Source organism: Roseovarius sp. (assembly GCF_048262375.1).
Classification (GTDB): Bacteria; Pseudomonadota; Alphaproteobacteria; order Rhodobacterales; family Rhodobacteraceae; genus Roseovarius.
In genome coordinates, this window is sequence record NZ_JBLXFE010000001.1 from 414,708 (window position 1) to 431,801 (window position 17,094).

General features: G+C 61.0%; 14 protein-coding genes. 5 read left to right on the forward strand and 9 right to left on the reverse strand.

What is annotated here, in order from left to right:
* The first annotated feature begins 107 nt into the window (after positions 1 to 107).
* Positions 108 to 1,736 (forward strand): AMP-binding protein, encoded by a 1,629-nt coding sequence (locus ACN0SW_RS02110; protein WP_417726227.1) that lies wholly within the window; start codon positions 108 to 110, stop codon positions 1,734 to 1,736.
* Positions 1,737 to 1,745: 9 nt separating this feature from the next.
* Here the strand turns inward: ACN0SW_RS02110 and ACN0SW_RS02115 are convergent, their stop codons facing one another.
* Genes ACN0SW_RS02115 through ACN0SW_RS02130 form a run of 4 tightly spaced genes read right to left on the reverse strand, consistent with a single transcriptional unit; the run spans position 1,746 to position 6,212 of the window.
* On the reverse strand, positions 1,746 to 3,086 hold the full coding sequence (locus tag ACN0SW_RS02115; RefSeq protein ID WP_417726228.1) for an NAD(P)/FAD-dependent oxidoreductase: 1,341 nt from the start codon (positions 3,084 to 3,086) through the stop codon (positions 1,746 to 1,748).
* On the reverse strand, positions 3,083 to 4,579 hold the full coding sequence (locus ACN0SW_RS02120) for an aldehyde dehydrogenase (protein WP_417726229.1): 1,497 nt from the start codon (positions 4,577 to 4,579) through the stop codon (positions 3,083 to 3,085). Before ACN0SW_RS02120 ends, ACN0SW_RS02115 begins: the two co-directional genes overlap by 4 nt.
* A 2-nt stretch (positions 4,580 to 4,581) precedes the next feature.
* Entirely contained in the window at positions 4,582 to 5,499 is a 918-nt protein-coding gene (locus ACN0SW_RS02125) for a dihydrodipicolinate synthase family protein (protein WP_417726230.1), read from the reverse strand.
* A gap of 8 nt (positions 5,500 to 5,507) precedes the next feature.
* Positions 5,508 to 6,212: a GntR family transcriptional regulator gene (locus ACN0SW_RS02130; RefSeq protein WP_417726231.1), complete on the reverse strand. Its 705-nt coding sequence runs from the start codon at positions 6,210 to 6,212 to the stop codon at positions 5,508 to 5,510.
* A gap of 126 nt (positions 6,213 to 6,338) precedes the next feature.
* Between ACN0SW_RS02130 and ACN0SW_RS02135 the strand changes: the two genes are divergently transcribed.
* Together ACN0SW_RS02135 and ACN0SW_RS02140 are read left to right on the forward strand one after the other, a co-directional pair.
* Positions 6,339 to 7,289, forward strand: coding sequence for a GlxA family transcriptional regulator (locus ACN0SW_RS02135; protein WP_417726232.1), 951 nt, complete (start codon positions 6,339 to 6,341; stop codon positions 7,287 to 7,289).
* 39 nt (positions 7,290 to 7,328) lie between these two features.
* Positions 7,329 to 8,717, forward strand: a complete 1,389-nt coding sequence (locus ACN0SW_RS02140) for a bifunctional enoyl-CoA hydratase/phosphate acetyltransferase (RefSeq protein ID WP_417726233.1) — start codon at positions 7,329 to 7,331, stop codon at positions 8,715 to 8,717.
* A gap of 5 nt (positions 8,718 to 8,722) precedes the next feature.
* Here the strand turns inward: ACN0SW_RS02140 and ACN0SW_RS02145 are convergent, their stop codons facing one another.
* The 5 genes from ACN0SW_RS02145 to ACN0SW_RS02165 form a co-directional block, all read right to left on the reverse strand.
* Entirely contained in the window at positions 8,723 to 10,687 is a 1,965-nt protein-coding gene (locus tag ACN0SW_RS02145; protein WP_417726234.1) for a cache domain-containing protein, read from the reverse strand.
* 79 nt (positions 10,688 to 10,766) lie between these two features.
* Positions 10,767 to 11,783 carry an extracellular solute-binding protein gene (locus tag ACN0SW_RS02150; RefSeq protein ID WP_417726235.1) on the reverse strand — a complete coding sequence of 339 codons (1,017 nt, stop codon included), beginning with the start codon at positions 11,781 to 11,783 and terminating at the stop codon, positions 10,767 to 10,769.
* An 86-nt stretch (positions 11,784 to 11,869) separates the two neighbouring features.
* Complete coding sequence (locus ACN0SW_RS02155; RefSeq protein WP_417726321.1) at positions 11,870 to 12,679, reverse strand: metal ABC transporter permease; 810 nt, start codon at positions 12,677 to 12,679, stop codon at positions 11,870 to 11,872.
* The gene (locus ACN0SW_RS02160) at positions 12,679 to 13,428 is read right to left on the reverse strand and encodes a metal ABC transporter ATP-binding protein (protein WP_417726236.1); all 750 of its coding nucleotides are present in this window, start codon (positions 13,426 to 13,428) and stop codon (positions 12,679 to 12,681) included. Before ACN0SW_RS02160 ends, ACN0SW_RS02155 begins: the two co-directional genes overlap by 1 nt.
* The gene (locus ACN0SW_RS02165; RefSeq protein ID WP_417726237.1) at positions 13,419 to 13,907 is read right to left on the reverse strand and encodes a Fur family transcriptional regulator; all 489 of its coding nucleotides are present in this window, start codon (positions 13,905 to 13,907) and stop codon (positions 13,419 to 13,421) included. The genes ACN0SW_RS02160 and ACN0SW_RS02165 overlap by 10 nt, the downstream gene beginning before the upstream one ends.
* Before the next feature lie 105 nt (positions 13,908 to 14,012).
* Here ACN0SW_RS02165 and ACN0SW_RS02170 point away from each other — a divergent pair, with 105 nt between their 5' ends.
* Positions 14,013 to 15,014, forward strand: coding sequence for a zinc ABC transporter substrate-binding protein (locus tag ACN0SW_RS02170; protein WP_417726238.1), 1,002 nt, complete (start codon positions 14,013 to 14,015; stop codon positions 15,012 to 15,014).
* 181 nt (positions 15,015 to 15,195) lie between these two features.
* Positions 15,196 to 17,079 (forward strand): acyl-CoA synthetase, encoded by a 1,884-nt coding sequence (locus ACN0SW_RS02175; RefSeq protein WP_417726239.1) that lies wholly within the window; start codon positions 15,196 to 15,198, stop codon positions 17,077 to 17,079.
* Positions 17,080 to 17,094: the final 15 nt, after the last annotated feature.

Below are 17,094 nucleotides of genomic sequence, written 5' to 3' on the forward strand. Positions count from 1 at the left end.
AGATCAGCCTGAATCTGTTTCAGGCTCTCTACTGCAGTCTCGCTTTGAAAACCCTGTGAATTTCCTTAATCTCGCCCAACCGAGGGGTGAGAATCAGGGAGGGCCCGATGGGGTGGATGAAGGATGAGACGGGGCTTGGCAAATGCGCCGCGAATTTCGTGGCGCTGACGCCGTTGTCGCATCTGAGGCGCGCGGCGCAGCTCTTTCCCACACGCGAGGCGCTGGTTTATGGCGATACGCGACGGAGTTATGCGGAGTATCGCGCGCGGGTGTCTCGGCTGGCCTCTGCGCTGGTCAAGCTGGGGATCGAACCGGGCGATGTGGTGTCCACGCTCCTGCCCAATATCCCCGCCCATTGCGAGGCGCATTTCGGGGTGCCCGCCTGTGGCGCGGTACTCAACGCGATCAATACCCGGCTTGAGGCCGATACTATCGCTTATATCCTTGACCATGGCGGCGCGCGGCTGGTGCTCTGCGATCCGCAATTCCTGCCGGTGCTGGCACAGGCGATCGAGCTGATGGACGGGCCGCCGCCGGGCGTGGTCGAGGTGGCCGACGATGCGGCAGGCGTGCATGCCCATGGCCATTACATGGAATACGAAGAGCTGCTGGCCTCGGGCGATCCCGATTTCCCGTGGATCATGCCCGAGGATGAATGGGAGAGCCTTGCGCTCAATTACACCTCTGGCACTACCGGGCGGCCCAAGGGTGTGGTCTATCACCATCGCGGCGCGTATCTGATGACCATGGGCACCGTCGTTAGCTGGCAATTGCCGCGCCACCCCACCTATCTGACCATTGTGCCGCTATTTCATTGCAACAACTGGAACCATGTTTGGTTGATGCCGATGCTGGGGGGCACGGTGGTATGCTGCCGCGATGTCACCGCCAAGGCTATCTATGACGCGATCGCCGATGAGGGGGTGACGCATTTCGGTGGTGCGCCCATCGTGCTCAACATGATCGTCAACGCCAAAGATGGCGAGCGGCGCAAGTTTGACCATATTGTTGATGCATTCACTGCAGGTGCGCCGCCACCTGCAGCGACACTGGCCGCGATCGAGCCTCTGGGATTCAAGGTAACGCAGGTGTACGGCCTGACAGAGACCTATGGCCATGTCACCGAATGCCTTTGGCAGGAGGATTGGGACGATCTGCCCGATGAAGAACGTTATACGATCAAGGCGCGCACCGGGGTTCTCATGCCAATGATGGAGGACATCACCGCAATGGACCCGGATACCATGGTGCAAATCCCGATGGACGGCGAGACGCTGGGCGAAATCATGATCCGCGGCAATGCGGTGATGAAAGGCTATCTCAAGAATACGGCAGCGACGGAAGAGGCGTTTTGCGGCGGTTATTTCCATTCCGGCGACATCGCGTTTCAGCACCCCGACGGTTATCTCAAGATCGCGGACCGGGCCAAGGATATCATCATCTCGGGTGGCGAGAATATTTCCTCGGTCGAGGTGGAGGGCGTGTTGATGCGGCATCCGGCGGTGATGCTCTGTGCCGTCGTGGCCAAGCAGGACGAGAAATGGGGCGAGGTGCCCTGCGCCTTTGTCGAGTTGAAGGATGGGGCCGAGGTCAGTGAGGCAGAATTGATTGCCTTTGCACGAGAGCGGCTGGCGGGTTTTAAGACCCCGAAAGCCGTTGTTTTTCAGGAGCTTCCGAAAACGTCCACCGGCAAGATCCAGAAATTCGAATTGCGTCAAACCGCCCGCGCGCTGTGATCCGACGGGTCATTCGTCGCGTGCGCGCCATTCCTTGAAGCGCAGGACAGCATTGGCCCCGATCTCGCGCAGGGGCTGGGGGGGCAGGCGTTTTGGCTCTGCCTCGGCGGTGAAATGGCGGGTGATTTCGGTTGAAATGCCCGCCGCCAACTCGGCCGCGCCGATACCCGTCAGGGTGCCGCGTGCGGTGCCAAGGCCGTTTTGGACGCAGCCGGTATAGAGTCCCTGTTCAATCTCGCGCATGACTGCCACGCCATTGAGGCTGAGGCAGAGATGCCCGGCCCATGTGTGTTCCATCCGCATGCCCGCAAGTTGCGGAAATCGTTGATCGAATTTGCGTTGCATGACACGCGCGGCGCGGCCAAGATCGGCCTTGGTCGGGCGCATGCCGGGGCGTAGCGCGGCGCAGGTGCGGGTGATGATACGGTTGCCGCCCTGAGGCGTGTCGATCCGGCGCAGGGTGGTACCCATGGGGTCCGAGGGCGTGACGCCCCATCGGGATTGCCCGCCCAAGCGTGCCAGCGTGTCTGGGTCGAGATCTGGGGTCATTGTGGCAAAAAGAAAGAGCTGCATCAGCCGCCCGCGGGCGATGCCAAAGCTTTCAAGATGACCATTGACGGTCAGGATCACCTTGCCCGCGCTGAGCCGTCCGTGGGGCGTTTGCACCTGCCAGCCAGTGCCTTGACGTGAGAATTCTGTGACGGGACTTTTCTCGAAAATCCTTACTCCGTCGCGACTTAGCCCCGAAGCCAGCCCCCGGACATAACCTGCGGGCTGGAGCATCACCGTGCCGGGTGTATAGAGGCCAGAGCGGTAATGCGCGCTGCCGGTCAGCTCTGACATGGCTTGGGCATCAAGCATTTCGGAGGTCTCGCCCAAGCTGGCAAGATGGCGCGCATAGCTCTGGTTATGTGCGTGGGCGGTCTCGCTTGCGGCGCCGTTCACCTTGCCTGCCGGATCAAAGAAGGCGGGGTCGATGCCATAGTCCTCCACCGCAGCGCGGGCGAAGTTACAAGCCTTACGATTCAGGGCGATTATTGTAAGGTCATCGCCCGTGCCTGCGTAGTCTTCGGATGTCAGCTCGTGCGGCAGATCGATCATGAAGCCCGAGTTGCGCCCCGCCGCGCCTTCGGCGATGCGGCCTGCGTCAAGCAGGGCGATCTGAGCGCCGGGCATGAGTTGAGTCAGCCGCCGTGCTGCTGCCAGTCCGGCAAAGCCCGCGCCGATTATCACCACATCGGCGGTTTGGTCGCCCTCCAGCCGGAGATGCGCGTCCTGAGGGGGCAGGACCGCATTCCAGGCAGCGGGGCCCAGATGGGCGGGCAGGGAGTGGGCAGTGTAGCGTGTCAATCCACCGCCTCATCCGCGTCATCGGCCAGATCGAGCCAGATGGTTTTCAGCTGGGTGTATTGATCATGCGCGTGGATACTGTTGTCCCGCCCGCCAAAGCCCGATTGCTTGTAGCCGCCAAAGGGGGTGCTGATGTCGCCCTCGCCAAAGCTGTTGACCGTCACAGTGCCGGCGCGCAGCATCCGTGCGCCGCGCAGGGCCCGTTTGGCATTGGCGGTAAAGAGGGCGGCGCAGAGGCCATAATCGGTGTCATTGGCCACGGATATTGCCTCGTCAAAGCTGCTGACCTCGATCACGGTTAACACCGGGCCAAAGATCTCCTGACGCGCCAGCGGGTGATCGTTGCCGGGCACGGACACGATGGTCGGCTCGACAAAGCCGTTTTCGGCCTTGCCGCCCAAGAGGATGGTGTCGGCCTGATCGAGAAAGCCGCAGACTTTGGCATAATGGCCTTGGCTGACCAGAGCGCCAACGCGGGTTTCGGGATCGAGCGGGTCGCCCACCACCCATTCGCGGGCATGAGCGGTGATGCGGGTCAAGAGATCGTCCTTGATGGCGCGGTGCACGATCAGCCGCGAGGTGGCGGAACAATTCTCGCCCATGTTCCAGAAGGCGCCGTTGACGATATGCGCGGCGACCCGGTCGAGGTTTTCAGCGTCATCCATGACAATGGCCGGGTTCTTGCCGCCCATTTCCAGAACCACCTCTTTGGCGTTGCTGTCGGCGGAGTAGTGCAAGAAGCGTTTGCCGGTTTCGGTCGAGCCGGTGAAGCTGACCATGTCCACATCCAGATGACGGCCCAAGGGTTCACCCACATCCGGGCCGCTGCCGGGCAGGACATTGAGCACACCGCGCGGCACCCCCGCCTCATGCGCCAGTTCAGCGATGCGCAGCGCAGTGAGTGAGGTTTCTTCGGCGGGTTTGAGCACGACGGAACAGCCAGCGGCCAAGGCCGGGCCGATTTTCCATGCCAGCATCAACAGGGGGAAATTCCATGGCAGTACGAGACCCACGATTCCAATCGGCTCGCGCAGCACCATGGCGATATGGTTGTCAGAGGCCGGGCTGACTTGGTCATAGATCTTGTCGATCAGTTCGGCGTGCCATTTCAGACAGTTGATGGTTTCAGGCACATCCACGGTTTCGCAGTCATAGATGGTCTTGCCTGAATCGAGGCTCTCCATCACCGCGAGTTCGCGTGCGTTGCGGGTGATCAGCTTGGCCAGCCGGATCAAAACCGCCTTACGCTCGGACGGGTGCAGGCGCGACCAGCGGCCGTCGTCAAAGGCGGCGCGCGCCTTGGTGACGGCAAACTCCACATCCTCGGCCCCGCACGCGGCGATTTGGGCCAAGGTCTCGCCGGTGGCCGGGTTCAGTGTGGCAAAGGTCTTGCCCGAAATCGCCGGGCGATAGGCCCCGTCGATAAAAGCCCCGGTGGCAAAGTCGAGCGTGGCGGCGATGGCCGCATATTCCGCATGTGTCAGCAAAGCCATGATCAGCCCTCCGCCGTAATGGTTGCAATGGTGGTTTTCAGCACGCGCACCACCTGTTCCAACGCGCGTTTGTCGTCCTTGTTCAGCCCTTTGAGGGGCGCGCGCATGATGCCAGCGTCGATGCCGGTCATGGTCACGCCATGCTTGATGGTCTGGATGAATTTGCCGCCCTGTTCGAGCACATGCATGAGCGGCAGCATGGCCGACATGATGCGCCGTCCCTTGGCGAAATCCCCTTCGATCACGCAGGCATTGTAGAGTGCGATATGTTCATGCGGCAAAAAATTGGAACCGCCGCACACCCAGAATGGCGCGCCCCATGCGAAAAATTCGAGCGCTTGGTCATCCATACCGCAGCCAAGCTGAATGTGCGGATAGTCGCGCGCCAACAGGTGAACGCGGTTGATGTCGCCCGAGCTCTCCTTGATCCCGCAGAAATTGCGGCTGCGTCCGACCCGGTCGAGAAATTCCCCGCCCATCATCGTGCCGGTGCGACCGGGGTAATTATAGAGCATCACCGGCAGGTTGGCGGCGCGGTCGATGGCGAGAGCGTTGAGGGCATTTTCACGATCGGTCGGCACCGCGTAGGGGGGGCTCGCCAAGAGGATCACATCGGCCCCGATATCGCGCGCGGCCTGAGCCAGAGCGATCGAATCGTTGGTCAGCATCGCGCCGGTGCCAACAACAAGCGGCACGCGCCCCTTGATGCGGTCATGGGTGAAGCGTGCGAGATCCACCCGTTCCTGAACGGTCTGGGCGTAGTTTTCGCCGGTGGACCCGCCCGAGATGATGCCATGCACCCCTGCCGCGATCAGATGCTCGATCACATCTGAAAGAGCGTCGTGGTTTACTGATCCATCGGCGTTATAGGGCGTGATGACAGGGGTATAGATCCCGTCGAACCTGAATATCGGGGTCATGGCGATCCTCATGCGGGGTTGGAGCGGGCGAGGTTGCCCATTGGCAGGTCAAGGGCCGCTGGCATTACGAAACGTTCGATCTGGTCCCGCGAGAGGTTCCAGTGCTCTTCGGCCAAATGCGCGGCTGCGGCCTCGTCACGGGCGGCTATGGCGTCGATGATGGCGTCATGCTGCTGGCTGGCCTCGGAGAGGTTTTCGGCCATTTCAGTGGTTTGGGGGTGATAGAAGGTCATGCCAATGCGGGCGTGATCTATCAGCAGGCGGTGGAACGAGGGCAGCAGAAAGACATTGCCGGCCATCTCGCCCGTGATTTCGTGAAAGCGGGTGTTGGCGAGGGTCCGCTCGGCCGGGGTGCCGCTGCGCAGGGCGGCGCGAAACCCGTCCTGTGCGGCACGCAGGGCTGCGATCTGAAGCTCGGATGCGTTGCGCGCGGCGAGCCGCAGGATGGCACCGTAGATCATCGGAGCTGCCAGAAAGAAATCGCGCAGGGTGGTGTGCGAGAGGTCCGACACGCGCGGACCGCGATTGTCGCGCAGGTCGATATAGCCAAGCCCGGCCAATTCGCGGAACACCTCGCGCACGGGCGTGCGCGACAGGCCGAAGTCCGTGCAGAGCGTCACCTCGTCAAGATCGTCTCCGGGGCGCAGGGCAGTGGTGAGAACTGCCTCCTTGAGATGCGCGGCGAGCGCGGTTTTGCGGTCCTTCGCGGCCATTGGGGCCTCCTTTGGGTGGCTGTTGGGCAATCTTTACAAAATACAAACTGTATACACAAGAAATTTTTATTGTGTATAGTTTAAATTTATCACATAAGGGACCATTCCCTTATTGATGGGCCTGATATGTCTGAACCGCAGCACTTCGCCTTTGCTCTGGTCGAGGAATTCTCGCATCTGGCGTTTTCCTGCGCGGTCGAGCCGCTGCGCATTGCCAACCTGATCAGTGGTCAACCGCTCTATCGTTGGTCTTTTCTGTCCGAGCATGGTGCGCAGGCCACCTGTTCCAATGGATCCGTAACGCTGGTGCATCAGGGCTTTGTCACCGTCCCGCAATGTGATTGGCTGTTTGTGCTGTCGGGCCTCAATATGCGGCGGCATGGGACGCGCGCATTGTTCAATCTGCTGCGCCGCGCCAATCGGCATGGCACGCCAATTGGCGCGCTGTGTTCGGGGGCATGGGTATTGGCCGAGGCCGGATTTCTGAATGGTGTAAAGACCGCGATTCACTGGGATTATCACGATGCCTTTGTCGAGCGGTTTCCAGAGGTGCCGCTGGTGCGCAATGTCTTTGTCGCGGATGAGCGGTATGTGACCGCCTCGGGTGGAACGGCAACGGCGGATTTGATGCTGCATCTCATTGAGCGGGATCATGGCTATGATCTGTCGGTCGCGGTGGCGGATCAGATGGTCTATGCCTCTGTGCGTGAGGCGAGCGTGACGCAGCGCATTTCGCTGCAATCGCGCAACGGCATACGCAATGCTCATCTGAGCAAGGCCACGACGCTGATGCGCGAGACGATCGAAGAGCCGTTGAGCCCGGCGGAAATTGCTGCGGATATCGGCATATCGACGCGGCAATTAGAGCGGCTTTTCGGCAAGTTCCTGAACACGTCACCCAAGAAATTCTTTATGGATTTGCGGCTGGACCGGGCGCGGCATCTGTTGATTCAATCCGAAGCTTCGGTGGCGGAAATCGCGATTGCCTGCGGATTCGAGAGCCCCGGGCATTTTTCGCGGGTTTACAAATCTGCCTATGGTGTCACTCCTATGCAGCAACGCGGGCGCTTGAATTGACGGGATACGCCCGGCCCGGAGGACAGGACGCCGCGCGCCATGAAGATTGAGAACCACACTTTTGAGGAATTGCAGCCCGGTGACAGCCAGAGCTTGCGGCGGCTTTGTACGCAGGATGATCTTCTGGTTTTCGCCAATGTTTCGGGCAATCACAATCCGATGCATCTCTATGATCTGGACGGCGACGGTGATGGTCAGCCGGAAGCCGTTGCGCCGGGAATGTTTCTTGGATCGCTGGTTTCGGCCGTGTTGGGCAATCTCTTGCCGGGGGCAGGGACGCTCTATCGTGCGCAAAGTCTGGTGTTTCACAACCATGCCCACGCTGGTGACGAGTTGGAAAGCCGGGTTACGGTTACCGACAAGAACGAGAAGGATCTGACGGTCACGTTGGCGACCGAGGTGCGGCGGTTGCGCGATGATGCGCTGATCTTGTCGGGGGTGGCCGTGGTCGAGGCCCCGCGCCGCAAGCTGAATTATTCGAGCCATGATCTGCCGGGGATGATCGTGCAGCGGCACCGCCATTTTGAGAAGTTGCTGAAGCGGGCAGAGCCGTTGGCGGCGCTGGTCACGGCGGTGGTTTGTCCGGAAGAGCCCAATTCTCTGGGCGGTGCCCTCTTGGCGCGGTCGCATACATTGATCGAGCCCGTGCTGATCGGTGATCCGGGTCGGATTGCGGTGGCGGCCGAGACCTTGGGGGCGGATCTTGCCGGGATCGAGATCATCGCCGAGGCGGACCCCGCCGCTGCAGCGCGGCGGGCTGTGGCGCTGGTGCATGAGGGGCGCGCAGGGGCGCTGATGAAGGGCCATCTGCACACTGATCAACTCTTGCGCGCGGTGCTGGACAAGGCGGTGGGGCTGCGCGCGGGGCGGCGGTTGACGCACGTGTTCGTGATGGATGTGCCGGGGCTGGCGCATCTGCTGATGGTGACGGATGCGGCGATTAACATCGCGCCGGACCTGCGCACGAAGATGGATATCGTTCAGAATGCGATTGATCTCGCGCTGAGCCTTGGGATCGAGATGCCAAAGGTTGGTGTGCTTTCGGCTGTAGAGACTGTCAATCCCGATATGCCCTCGTCTATGGATGCCGCGCTGCTGTCCAAGATGGCGGAGCGCGGACAGATCACGGGCGGTTTGGTGGATGGTCCACTGGCCATGGACAATGCGGTGGATATTGCATCGGCGCGGATCAAGGGGATTTCCTCTCCTGTGGCGGGGCGGGCGGATATCCTTGTCGTGCCCAATCTCGATGCGGGCAATATGCTGGCCAAGCAATTGACCTATCTCAGCCATGCCGAGGCGGCGGGGCTGGTGCTGGGTGCGCGGGTGCCGATCATCCTGAACTCACGGGCAGATGACGATATGGCGCGGCTGGCGTCCTGCGCCGTGGCAGCGCTGCATCATGCACGGGGGACGGGGCAGAGGTGAGCGTTTTAGTCGACCTGTGCCGGTAGCCAGACCGTGAATTCCGCGCCACCTTCGGGGCGGTTGCGCAGGGTGATGAGGCCGCCCGCCTGCTGGATCAGGGTCTGGCTGACCGAGAGACCCAGCCCGGTTCCCTCGCCCTGTTTGGTGGTAAAGAACGGGTCAAAGACCAACGCCAGCTTATCGTCAGCAATGCCCGGTCCGGTATCAGCCACGATCAGAGCAGCACCCAGATGCCCGTTGCGGATCATGGCGCGGGTGGTGATCTCTAGCCGTCCTGTCCGCTTCATCGCCTGCGCGGCATTGGTCACAAGGTTGATGATGACCTGCTGCAACTCGCCCGGATTGATCCGCACCAAGGGCGTATCGGGCGCGGCGTCAATCGTCACCTTGATATCAGCCTTGGAGATCACATGATCGACCAGCACAAGGCAGTCGCGAAGCACGGCTGGAATATCCACGTTTTCCTCGAAGGTGCCAAACTCGCTTGGGCGGGCGAATTGCAGGAGCTTGCCGACGATGGCGCTTATCCGTCCCACTTGCCGGTCAATGAGGTCGAGTTCGGTCAGCACGGGTTCGGTCTGTGTCCCCAGCGTCTGGCGGATCACGTCAAGATTGCCCTGAATGACTGCCGCAGGATTGTTGATCTCATGCGCCACACCGGCCGTGATTTCGCCGATGGAGGCGAGTTTCTCTGACATCACCAGTTGTTGATAGGTGGTCTCTAACTTGGCGTTGGCCTCGCGCAGTTCGGCGGTGCGCGCCTCGACACGGGCATTGAGTTCTTCGTTCCATGTGCGAAGGGCGCGGTCGCGTTCCTGCACCTGATTAAGCAGCGTATCGAGATGCGCGGCGACGGCGCCGATCTCGTCGCGTGCGGGTAGCGGGCCGATGCGGGCATCAAGGTGGCCTGCCTCGACTTCTTTCATGGTGCGGGTCATACGTTCGAGCGGGGCAAAGATGTTGCGCGCCAGCCGCAAGAAGAGGGGGGCGCTGACCGCCAGAACGCCTATGAAAGCGGCCAAGACCAGAAGGTATGCATTACGCTTGGCCGCATCGAACGGGGCCTGAAGAAAACCGACATAGAGCATGCCGACCCGGTCGCCAAAGCTGTCGATCAGGGGCTGATAGGCCGAGATATACCAGTCATTGACCACAAAGGCGCTGTCGAGCCAGGTTTGCCCCTCGTCCAGCACCCGCTGTCGCACTGCGGCTGAAACGCGGGTGCCTAGCGCACGCTCACCGGCAAAGAGCCGTACATTGGTAGAGATGCGCACATCTTCGAGAAAAAGGGTGGCGGTGCCTTGGCGGTCGCCTGTTTGCCCGGTGTCGCGATAGACCAGCGCGTTGATCGTATCAATGAAATCAAGGTTGCGGTTGAGCAGGATGCCTCCTACCAGCACCCCTTTGTGGTTCGCAGTTATCACGGGCGTTGCCGTGTGCACGACCATGCCGCGATCTTCGATTTTGCGGTTTGAGGGCACTGCCGCCTGTGTCGAGACCAGCGGCACCCGCGCGCGAGCTGAAAGGATATTGCCCGTCTCAGGGAGGCGGCTCAGATCGAAGGGGGAAAAGATGTCAATCTCAGTGGCAGGCTGGCCCTTGGCGGCGGTGTCGATTACCGGCCAGTCGGCCGCGCGGCTGCGCGCCTCGGCAAGCGGCAGAAAGTAGAGAAAATCGAGCCCAAGGTTGCGCCGGTTTTCATCCAGAAAGGCGGGCAGGTCAGCGGGGGATGCACGCACCACCTCGTCAAAGCTGAGTGAGCGGGCGAGGCTGGTGACATCGGTTCCGGTGTTTGTGAGGATTTGTTGCAGATATTGATCCGCGATTCGCAGATCGCTTGTGACGTTGGTGATCAGCAGGCTGTCGTAATTGGATGACCAACGATTGATTGCCACCAGCAGCAACAGTGGCATCAGCACCACCAGCGGCAGGAGCGCAAGGATCAGCAATCGCAGCCGGACAGATGTCATGAAAAGGTCGGGCCCCTGTTGAGGAGCCCGACCTTAGGTCATTCGCACTGTGTGCGCAATCGCGCTTGGCCGCGGTCGATCAGTTCCAGCCAACCTGATTGAAGATCGCCTGTGCCGTCGCCGCATGTTGTTTGAACGACGAGGTGGGCGTTGTGCTGTCGGCCTTGAATTCGCCCAGCTTGGCCACATGCTCACCGATGTCAACGCCGACCAGAACCGGGTATTCGTTGTTGCCATTGGCGAATTGCGCCTGCGCGGTTTCGCTGGCGAGGAATTCCAGCAGTTTGAGCGCCTCATCCTTATGCGGGGCATGTGCGGCAATGCCCGCCGCCACGAGATTGACATGCGCGCCGCGACCGGTCTGGTTGGGCCAGACCCAACCAATATTGTCGATGCCGCTGGTCAGCCCATCGACATCCGATGCAAGGCCACGGGCAAAGTAATAGGTGTTGGCCACGGCGATATCGCATTCACCCGACACGATGCCGCGCAACTGGTCGGTATCGCCGCCCTGAGGCGCGCGTGCCATGTTGTCAACAAGCCCCTGCGCCCAAGCCTTGGCCTCTGTTTCGTCATGCACTTCGACCATCGAGGCCATCAGCGACTGATTGTAGATATTGGTGGAGGAGCGGATGCAGATCTGACCCTTGTATGCCGGATCGGCCAGATCTTCATAGGTTTGCGGCGGTGTATCGACGCGGTCCTTGGCGTAAAAGATGATGCGCGACCGTTGCGACAGGCCGGTCCAGAGATTGTCAGGGTGGCGCAGATGTGCGGGGACATTGCTCTCGACCAGTTCCGAGGTGAACGGTTGCAACAGACCCTCATCCTCGGCGCGGGCGATATTGCCCACATCCACCGTCATGAATACGTCTGCCGGGCTATTGGCGCCCTCGGCCTTCATGCGGGCGACCAGTTCATTCGCCTCTGCTTCGATCCGGTTGACGGTGATGCCGGTTTCCTTGGTGAAAGCCTCGTAGAGCGCATCGTCAGAGTCGTAATGGCGGCTGGAGTAGAGATTGACCTCTTGCGCCAGCACCGGTGCGGTCAGGGCGAGGAGGGCTGTCACACTCAATGCGGCTTTGATCGGGTGCATCGGTAGTCCTTTCAGGTATCCGAGTGATTTGATGGGGTATTCCTCATATTTCTGACAAAAAGAGTCAATACTAATTTCCGAGTATTTTAGTCGGATGTCTGTCTGCGATGTCGCAGGCCATTGCCGATCAGGGCTGTGCCGCCAAAGATCAATGCCGCAACGCAGACGATTGTTGGCCCGGTGGGCGTGTCAAAGTGAAACGACAGTCGCAAGCCGCCAAGCGCCGAGGCGGCGGCGATGAGGGTGGCCATGGCCGCCATGCGCTCAGGGGTTGCCGCCAGAGGCCGGGCGGCGGCGGCGGGCACAATCAGCATGGCCGCAATCAGGAGAACACCCACCACCTTGATCGCCACTGCCACCACCACCGCAAGGGCCAGTGTCAGCACCAGTTGCTCACGGCGGGGGTCGATGCCGGCGGACCATGCCAGATCGGCGCTGAGTGTCGCGGTGAGGAGCGCCTGCCATCGCCATGCCAGAAGGCCGAGCACCAGTGCTGTTCCACTCCAGATCACCAACAGGTCGGTTTGGCTGACTGCCAGAATATCCCCGAAGAGATAGGCCATGAGGTCGATCCGCACGCCGGACAGGAATGACACTGCGACGAGGCCAAAGGCGAGCGCGGAATGCGCCAGCACGCCAAGCATTGTATCCATTGCAAATCCACGCCCCGAGAGGGTCGAGACAGTGGTGGCCATGATCAGCGACATCGCCAGCGCGCCGACAAAAACCGACATTGAAAAGGCCAGAGCCATGGCCACGCCGAGAATCGCAGCATGCGCCGTGGCATCGCCGAAATAAGCCATGCGGCGCCAGACCACAAAGCTGCCCAAAGGCGCGGCGGCGAGGGCGACGCCCAGCCCTGCCAGGGCGGCGCGGACCATGAAATCATCGAGCATCATTCGGCGGCCTCATGGCTGTGGGGGTGATCATGATCATGATCGTGAGCGTGGTTGTGTTCATGGCGGTAGAGGGCCAAGGCCCCCTGCGTGCCAGTGCCAAAAATGGCCCTATATTCATCAGCTTGCGCGACAACCTCGGGGTGGCCTTCGCAGCAGATGTGGCCGTTGAGGCAGATCACCCGGTCTGAGGCGCTCATCACCACATGCAATTCATGGCTGACCATCAGCACGCCACAGCCAAGTTCGCGCCGGACCTCTTCGATGCGGCGGTAAAAGGCGGCGGACCCCGGTTGATCAAGCCCCTGTGTGGCCTCGTCTAGAATCAGCAGATCGGGTTTTTCCAATAGCGCACGGGCGAGCAGGACACGCTGAAACTGACCGCCCGAAAGGTCTGCCATTTGCCGATTTCGCAGATCAGGAAGCCCCGCTTGTTCCAATGCGGCGCGTGTTTCGTCCAGAGGATGCCGCTTTGGCAGGCTGAGAAAGCGGGTGACGGTTAGCGGCAATGTCGGGTCGATATGCAGTTTTTGCGGCACATAGCCGATGCGTAGACCGGGGCGGCGGAGGATCTGACCGCTTGCCGGTTGCTGCGCGCCAATGAGGGTGCGCAGGAGGGTGGATTTGCCCGAGCCGTTGGGGCCGACGATGGTCACGATCTCGCCCCGGTCAAGCGCGAGGCTTACGTTGGACAGTACGGTTGTGCGGCCAAACCGTACGGTGAGGCCCTTGGTTTCGATCAGGCGCATGGTGCGGCCCCTTCGCGACACTGAGGGCAGAGACCCATCGCCTCGACCACCGCCTGTTCGATGACAAATCCCGATTCGGCGGCGGCCCGGCCCAACATGCCCTTGGAGGGTTCGGCATGGGCCTCGGCCACCGCGTCGCATTGGCGACAAATGAGGAAGGCCGGGGTGTGATTCTGTCCCGGATGGGTGCAGGCGATAAAAGCGTTGAGGCGTTCGATTTTATGCGCAAACCCATGGCTCACGAGAAAATCCAGCGCGCGGTAGACCACGGGGGGCTGAGATCCCAACCCCTCGGCGCGCAGGATGTCGAGGATTTCATAGGCACCCATGGCACGGTGTTCGCTGAGCAGGATTTCCAGCACGCGGCGGCGGACGGGGGTGAATTGCAACTTGTGCTGCGTGCAATGCGCCTCGACGGCGCAGAGGGCATCGCGCACGCAGCCCTTGTGATCGTGCGCTTCGAATCCGATCGTATCCATCTGGCCTCCACTGGGATCAACTTGGGATCATTTGGGGTTGATATGTTATATGGTTACATTTATCAAGCGATCCGAGATGTTATGATATCACATATGGAGACACCTATGCCGATCCGTTTTCTCACGAGCATGTGCCTTGGGTTGTCACTGGCGGGGGGGGCCTTGGCCGACGCGCCAAAGGTGGCCACCGATATTGCGCCGGTGCAATCGCTGGTGGCGCGGGTCATGCAGGGCGTGGGGGCGCCAGAAGTGATCGTGCGGCCCGGTGCCTCGCCGCATGGTTACGCAATGCGCCCCTCCGAGGCGGTGGCGCTGGAAGAGGCCGATCTTGTGTTCTGGATGGGAGAGGCGCTGACGCCGTGGCTGGAGGGGGCAATCGGAACACTGGCGGGTGAAGCGCATGTGGTCGAATTGCTTGGGGTGGCGGGCAGCCGCGTTCTACCGTTCCGCGAGGGGGTGACGTTTGATGTGCATGGTCATGACGCGGGCGGGCATGAGGAAACGGGGCATGAGGAAACGGGGCATGAGGGACATGGGGATCAGGCCGACAGCGATGCGGACGCGCCGGGCGACGGGCACGCCCATGATGGGGCTGATCCGCATGCCTGGCTCGATCCGGCGAACGCGCGGGTCTGGCTGGGGCTGATTGCCGGGGAACTGGCGGAACACGACCCCGCCAATGCCGCGCTCTATGCTGCCAATGCAGAGGCCGCCGAAGCGGAACTGGTGGCACTGACCGAAGAGATTGCCGCGCAGCTTGCACCGGTGCAAGGCAAGCCGTTTTTGGTGTCCCACGATGCCTATCAGTATTTCGAGACCGCGTTTGATATCCCTGCCGCTGGGGCGATTGCGTTGAGCGATGCCGCAGCGCCGGGGCCCGCGCGGATTGCGGCGCTGCGCGAGATGGCAGAGATGCGGAGCGCGGTCTGTGTGTTCTCAGAGCCGCAATTTGATCCGAAGCTGATCGAGACCGTGTTTGGCGACGTGGCGGTGCATGGGGTGATTGATCCGATGGGGGCTCAATTGCCGACAGGGCCGGGGCATTATCCGCAGATGCTGCGCGATATGGCCGGGGCGTTCGTAGGCTGCCTTGGGGGCGAAGGGTGAGGAGTGTTGAATCCACCGGGTAATCCGGGGGGCACGCTACCCGTTGGGACGTTGAGGTGTTTCTCTGACAATTCCGTCAAAACGCAGCGTTAAACTTGCGCGATCCCGATTTCCCGCACATTCTGCCCGCAAAGGGAGAAACCTGCGCCGGGAACGCGGGACATCAGGGAGGATGGAAGCTATGGCGTTCATGACGCGACAGGATGCGCTCGATATTCAGAACGAAATGCCTTGGGCAGAGCGCGAGCGGCCGGAAACGCTCTATCAGATGTTGAGCGAGGTTGCGCGCAAGTTTCCTAACCGGCCCGCGATCAGCTATCAGCTTTTCTCGGGGGCGACGGACAAGGCACAAACCCTGACATGGCAGCAGTTTCACGAACAGTGCTGTCAGGCGGCCAACCTCTTTCGCAGCCTCAAGCTGGGCGAGAGTGATGTTGTGGCGCTGGTTCTGCCCAACTGTCTGGAGACAGCGGTGGCCACCATCGGCGGCATGATCGCGGGCATCGTCAACCCGATCAACCCGCTGCTTGAGCCCGAGCAGATCAGCGCCATTCTGCGCGAGACCGGGGCCAAGGTTGTGGTGACGCTCAAGGCATTTCCCAAGACCGATATCGCGCAAAAGACCGCCGAGGCGGTGCGCCATGCGCCGACTGTTCATACGGTGCTGGAGATCGACCTGAACCGGTATCTCAGCCCGCCGAAAAGCTGGATCGTGCCGCTGGTCCGACCCAAGAATGTGGTGCAGCATCACGCCGATTGCATGAATTTCAACACGGCTGTCGCCCGGCAATCCACGAGCCTGACCTTTGCCGATAGCAAGGGCGACCGGGTGGCGGCCTATTTCCACACTGGCGGCACCACCGGCATGCCCAAGGTGGCGCAGCACAAATATTCCGGCATGATTTACAATGGCTGGATCGGGCATACGCTTCTCTTCACCGAGCAAGACAACGTCATGTGTCCGTTGCCGTTATTCCACGTCTTTGCCTGCCATGTGATCCTGATGGCGATGATCAAATCGGGGGCGCATGTGGTGTTTCCGACACCTGCAGGCTATCGCGGCGAGGGGGTTTTCGACAATTTCTGGAAGCTCTGCGAGCGCTGGAAGATCACTTTTGTGATCACTGTGCCAACGGCGGTTTCCGCGCTCATGCAGCGCAAGGTGGATGCGGATGTATCGAGCGTGAAGAAAGCGTTTTCGGGGTCAGCCCCGATGCCGCTTGAACTGTTCAACCGGTTCGAATCGGCCACGGGCATTGCCGTGATTGAGGGGTATGGTCTGACCGAGGCGACCTGTCTGGTCTCAGCCAATCCGCCGGATGGGGCCAAGAAGGTGGGATCGGTCGGCGTGCCGTTCCCCTATACGGATGTGCGGATCATCAAAGGCACGGCGAACGGTCCGATGGATTGCGCGGTCGATGAGGTGGGAGAGATTTGTATCTCGAACCCCGGTGTGTTTGCGGGCAGCACCTATACCGAGGTGGCAAAGAACAAGGATCTCTATTACTACGGCGGTTATCTGCGCACGGGTGATCTGGGCCGGATTGATGCGGATGGCTATCTGTGGATCACCGGACGCGCCAAGGATTTGATCATCCGGGGCGGCCATAATATCGACCCTGCCGAGATCGAAGAGGCGTTGATGACGCATAAGGCGGTGGCGATGGCGGGGGCTATCGGGCAGCCGGATGCGCATGCCGGTGAGGTCCCTTGCGCCTATGTGGAGCTGGTGGCCGGGGCCACGGTGACGGGCGAGGAACTCCTGGAGCATTGCAAGCTGCATGTGCATGAGCGCGCGGCGGTTCCGAAGCATGTCGAGGTTTTGCCAGAACTGCCCAAGACGGCTGTGGGCAAGGTGTTCAAGCCGGATCTGCGTAAATTGGCAATCACCCGGATTTATAATGCCGCGCTGGTGCAGGCAGGCGTTGACGCCAAAGTGACATCGGTGGTCGATGACAAGAAACGCGGACTGGTGGCGAAAGTGTCCCGTACGGGCGATGCCGATAACGAGGCCGTGGGCAATGTGCTGGGACAGTTCGTGCGCCCTTGGGACTGGGCGGAGTAAAGGCCGCCTAGCCTA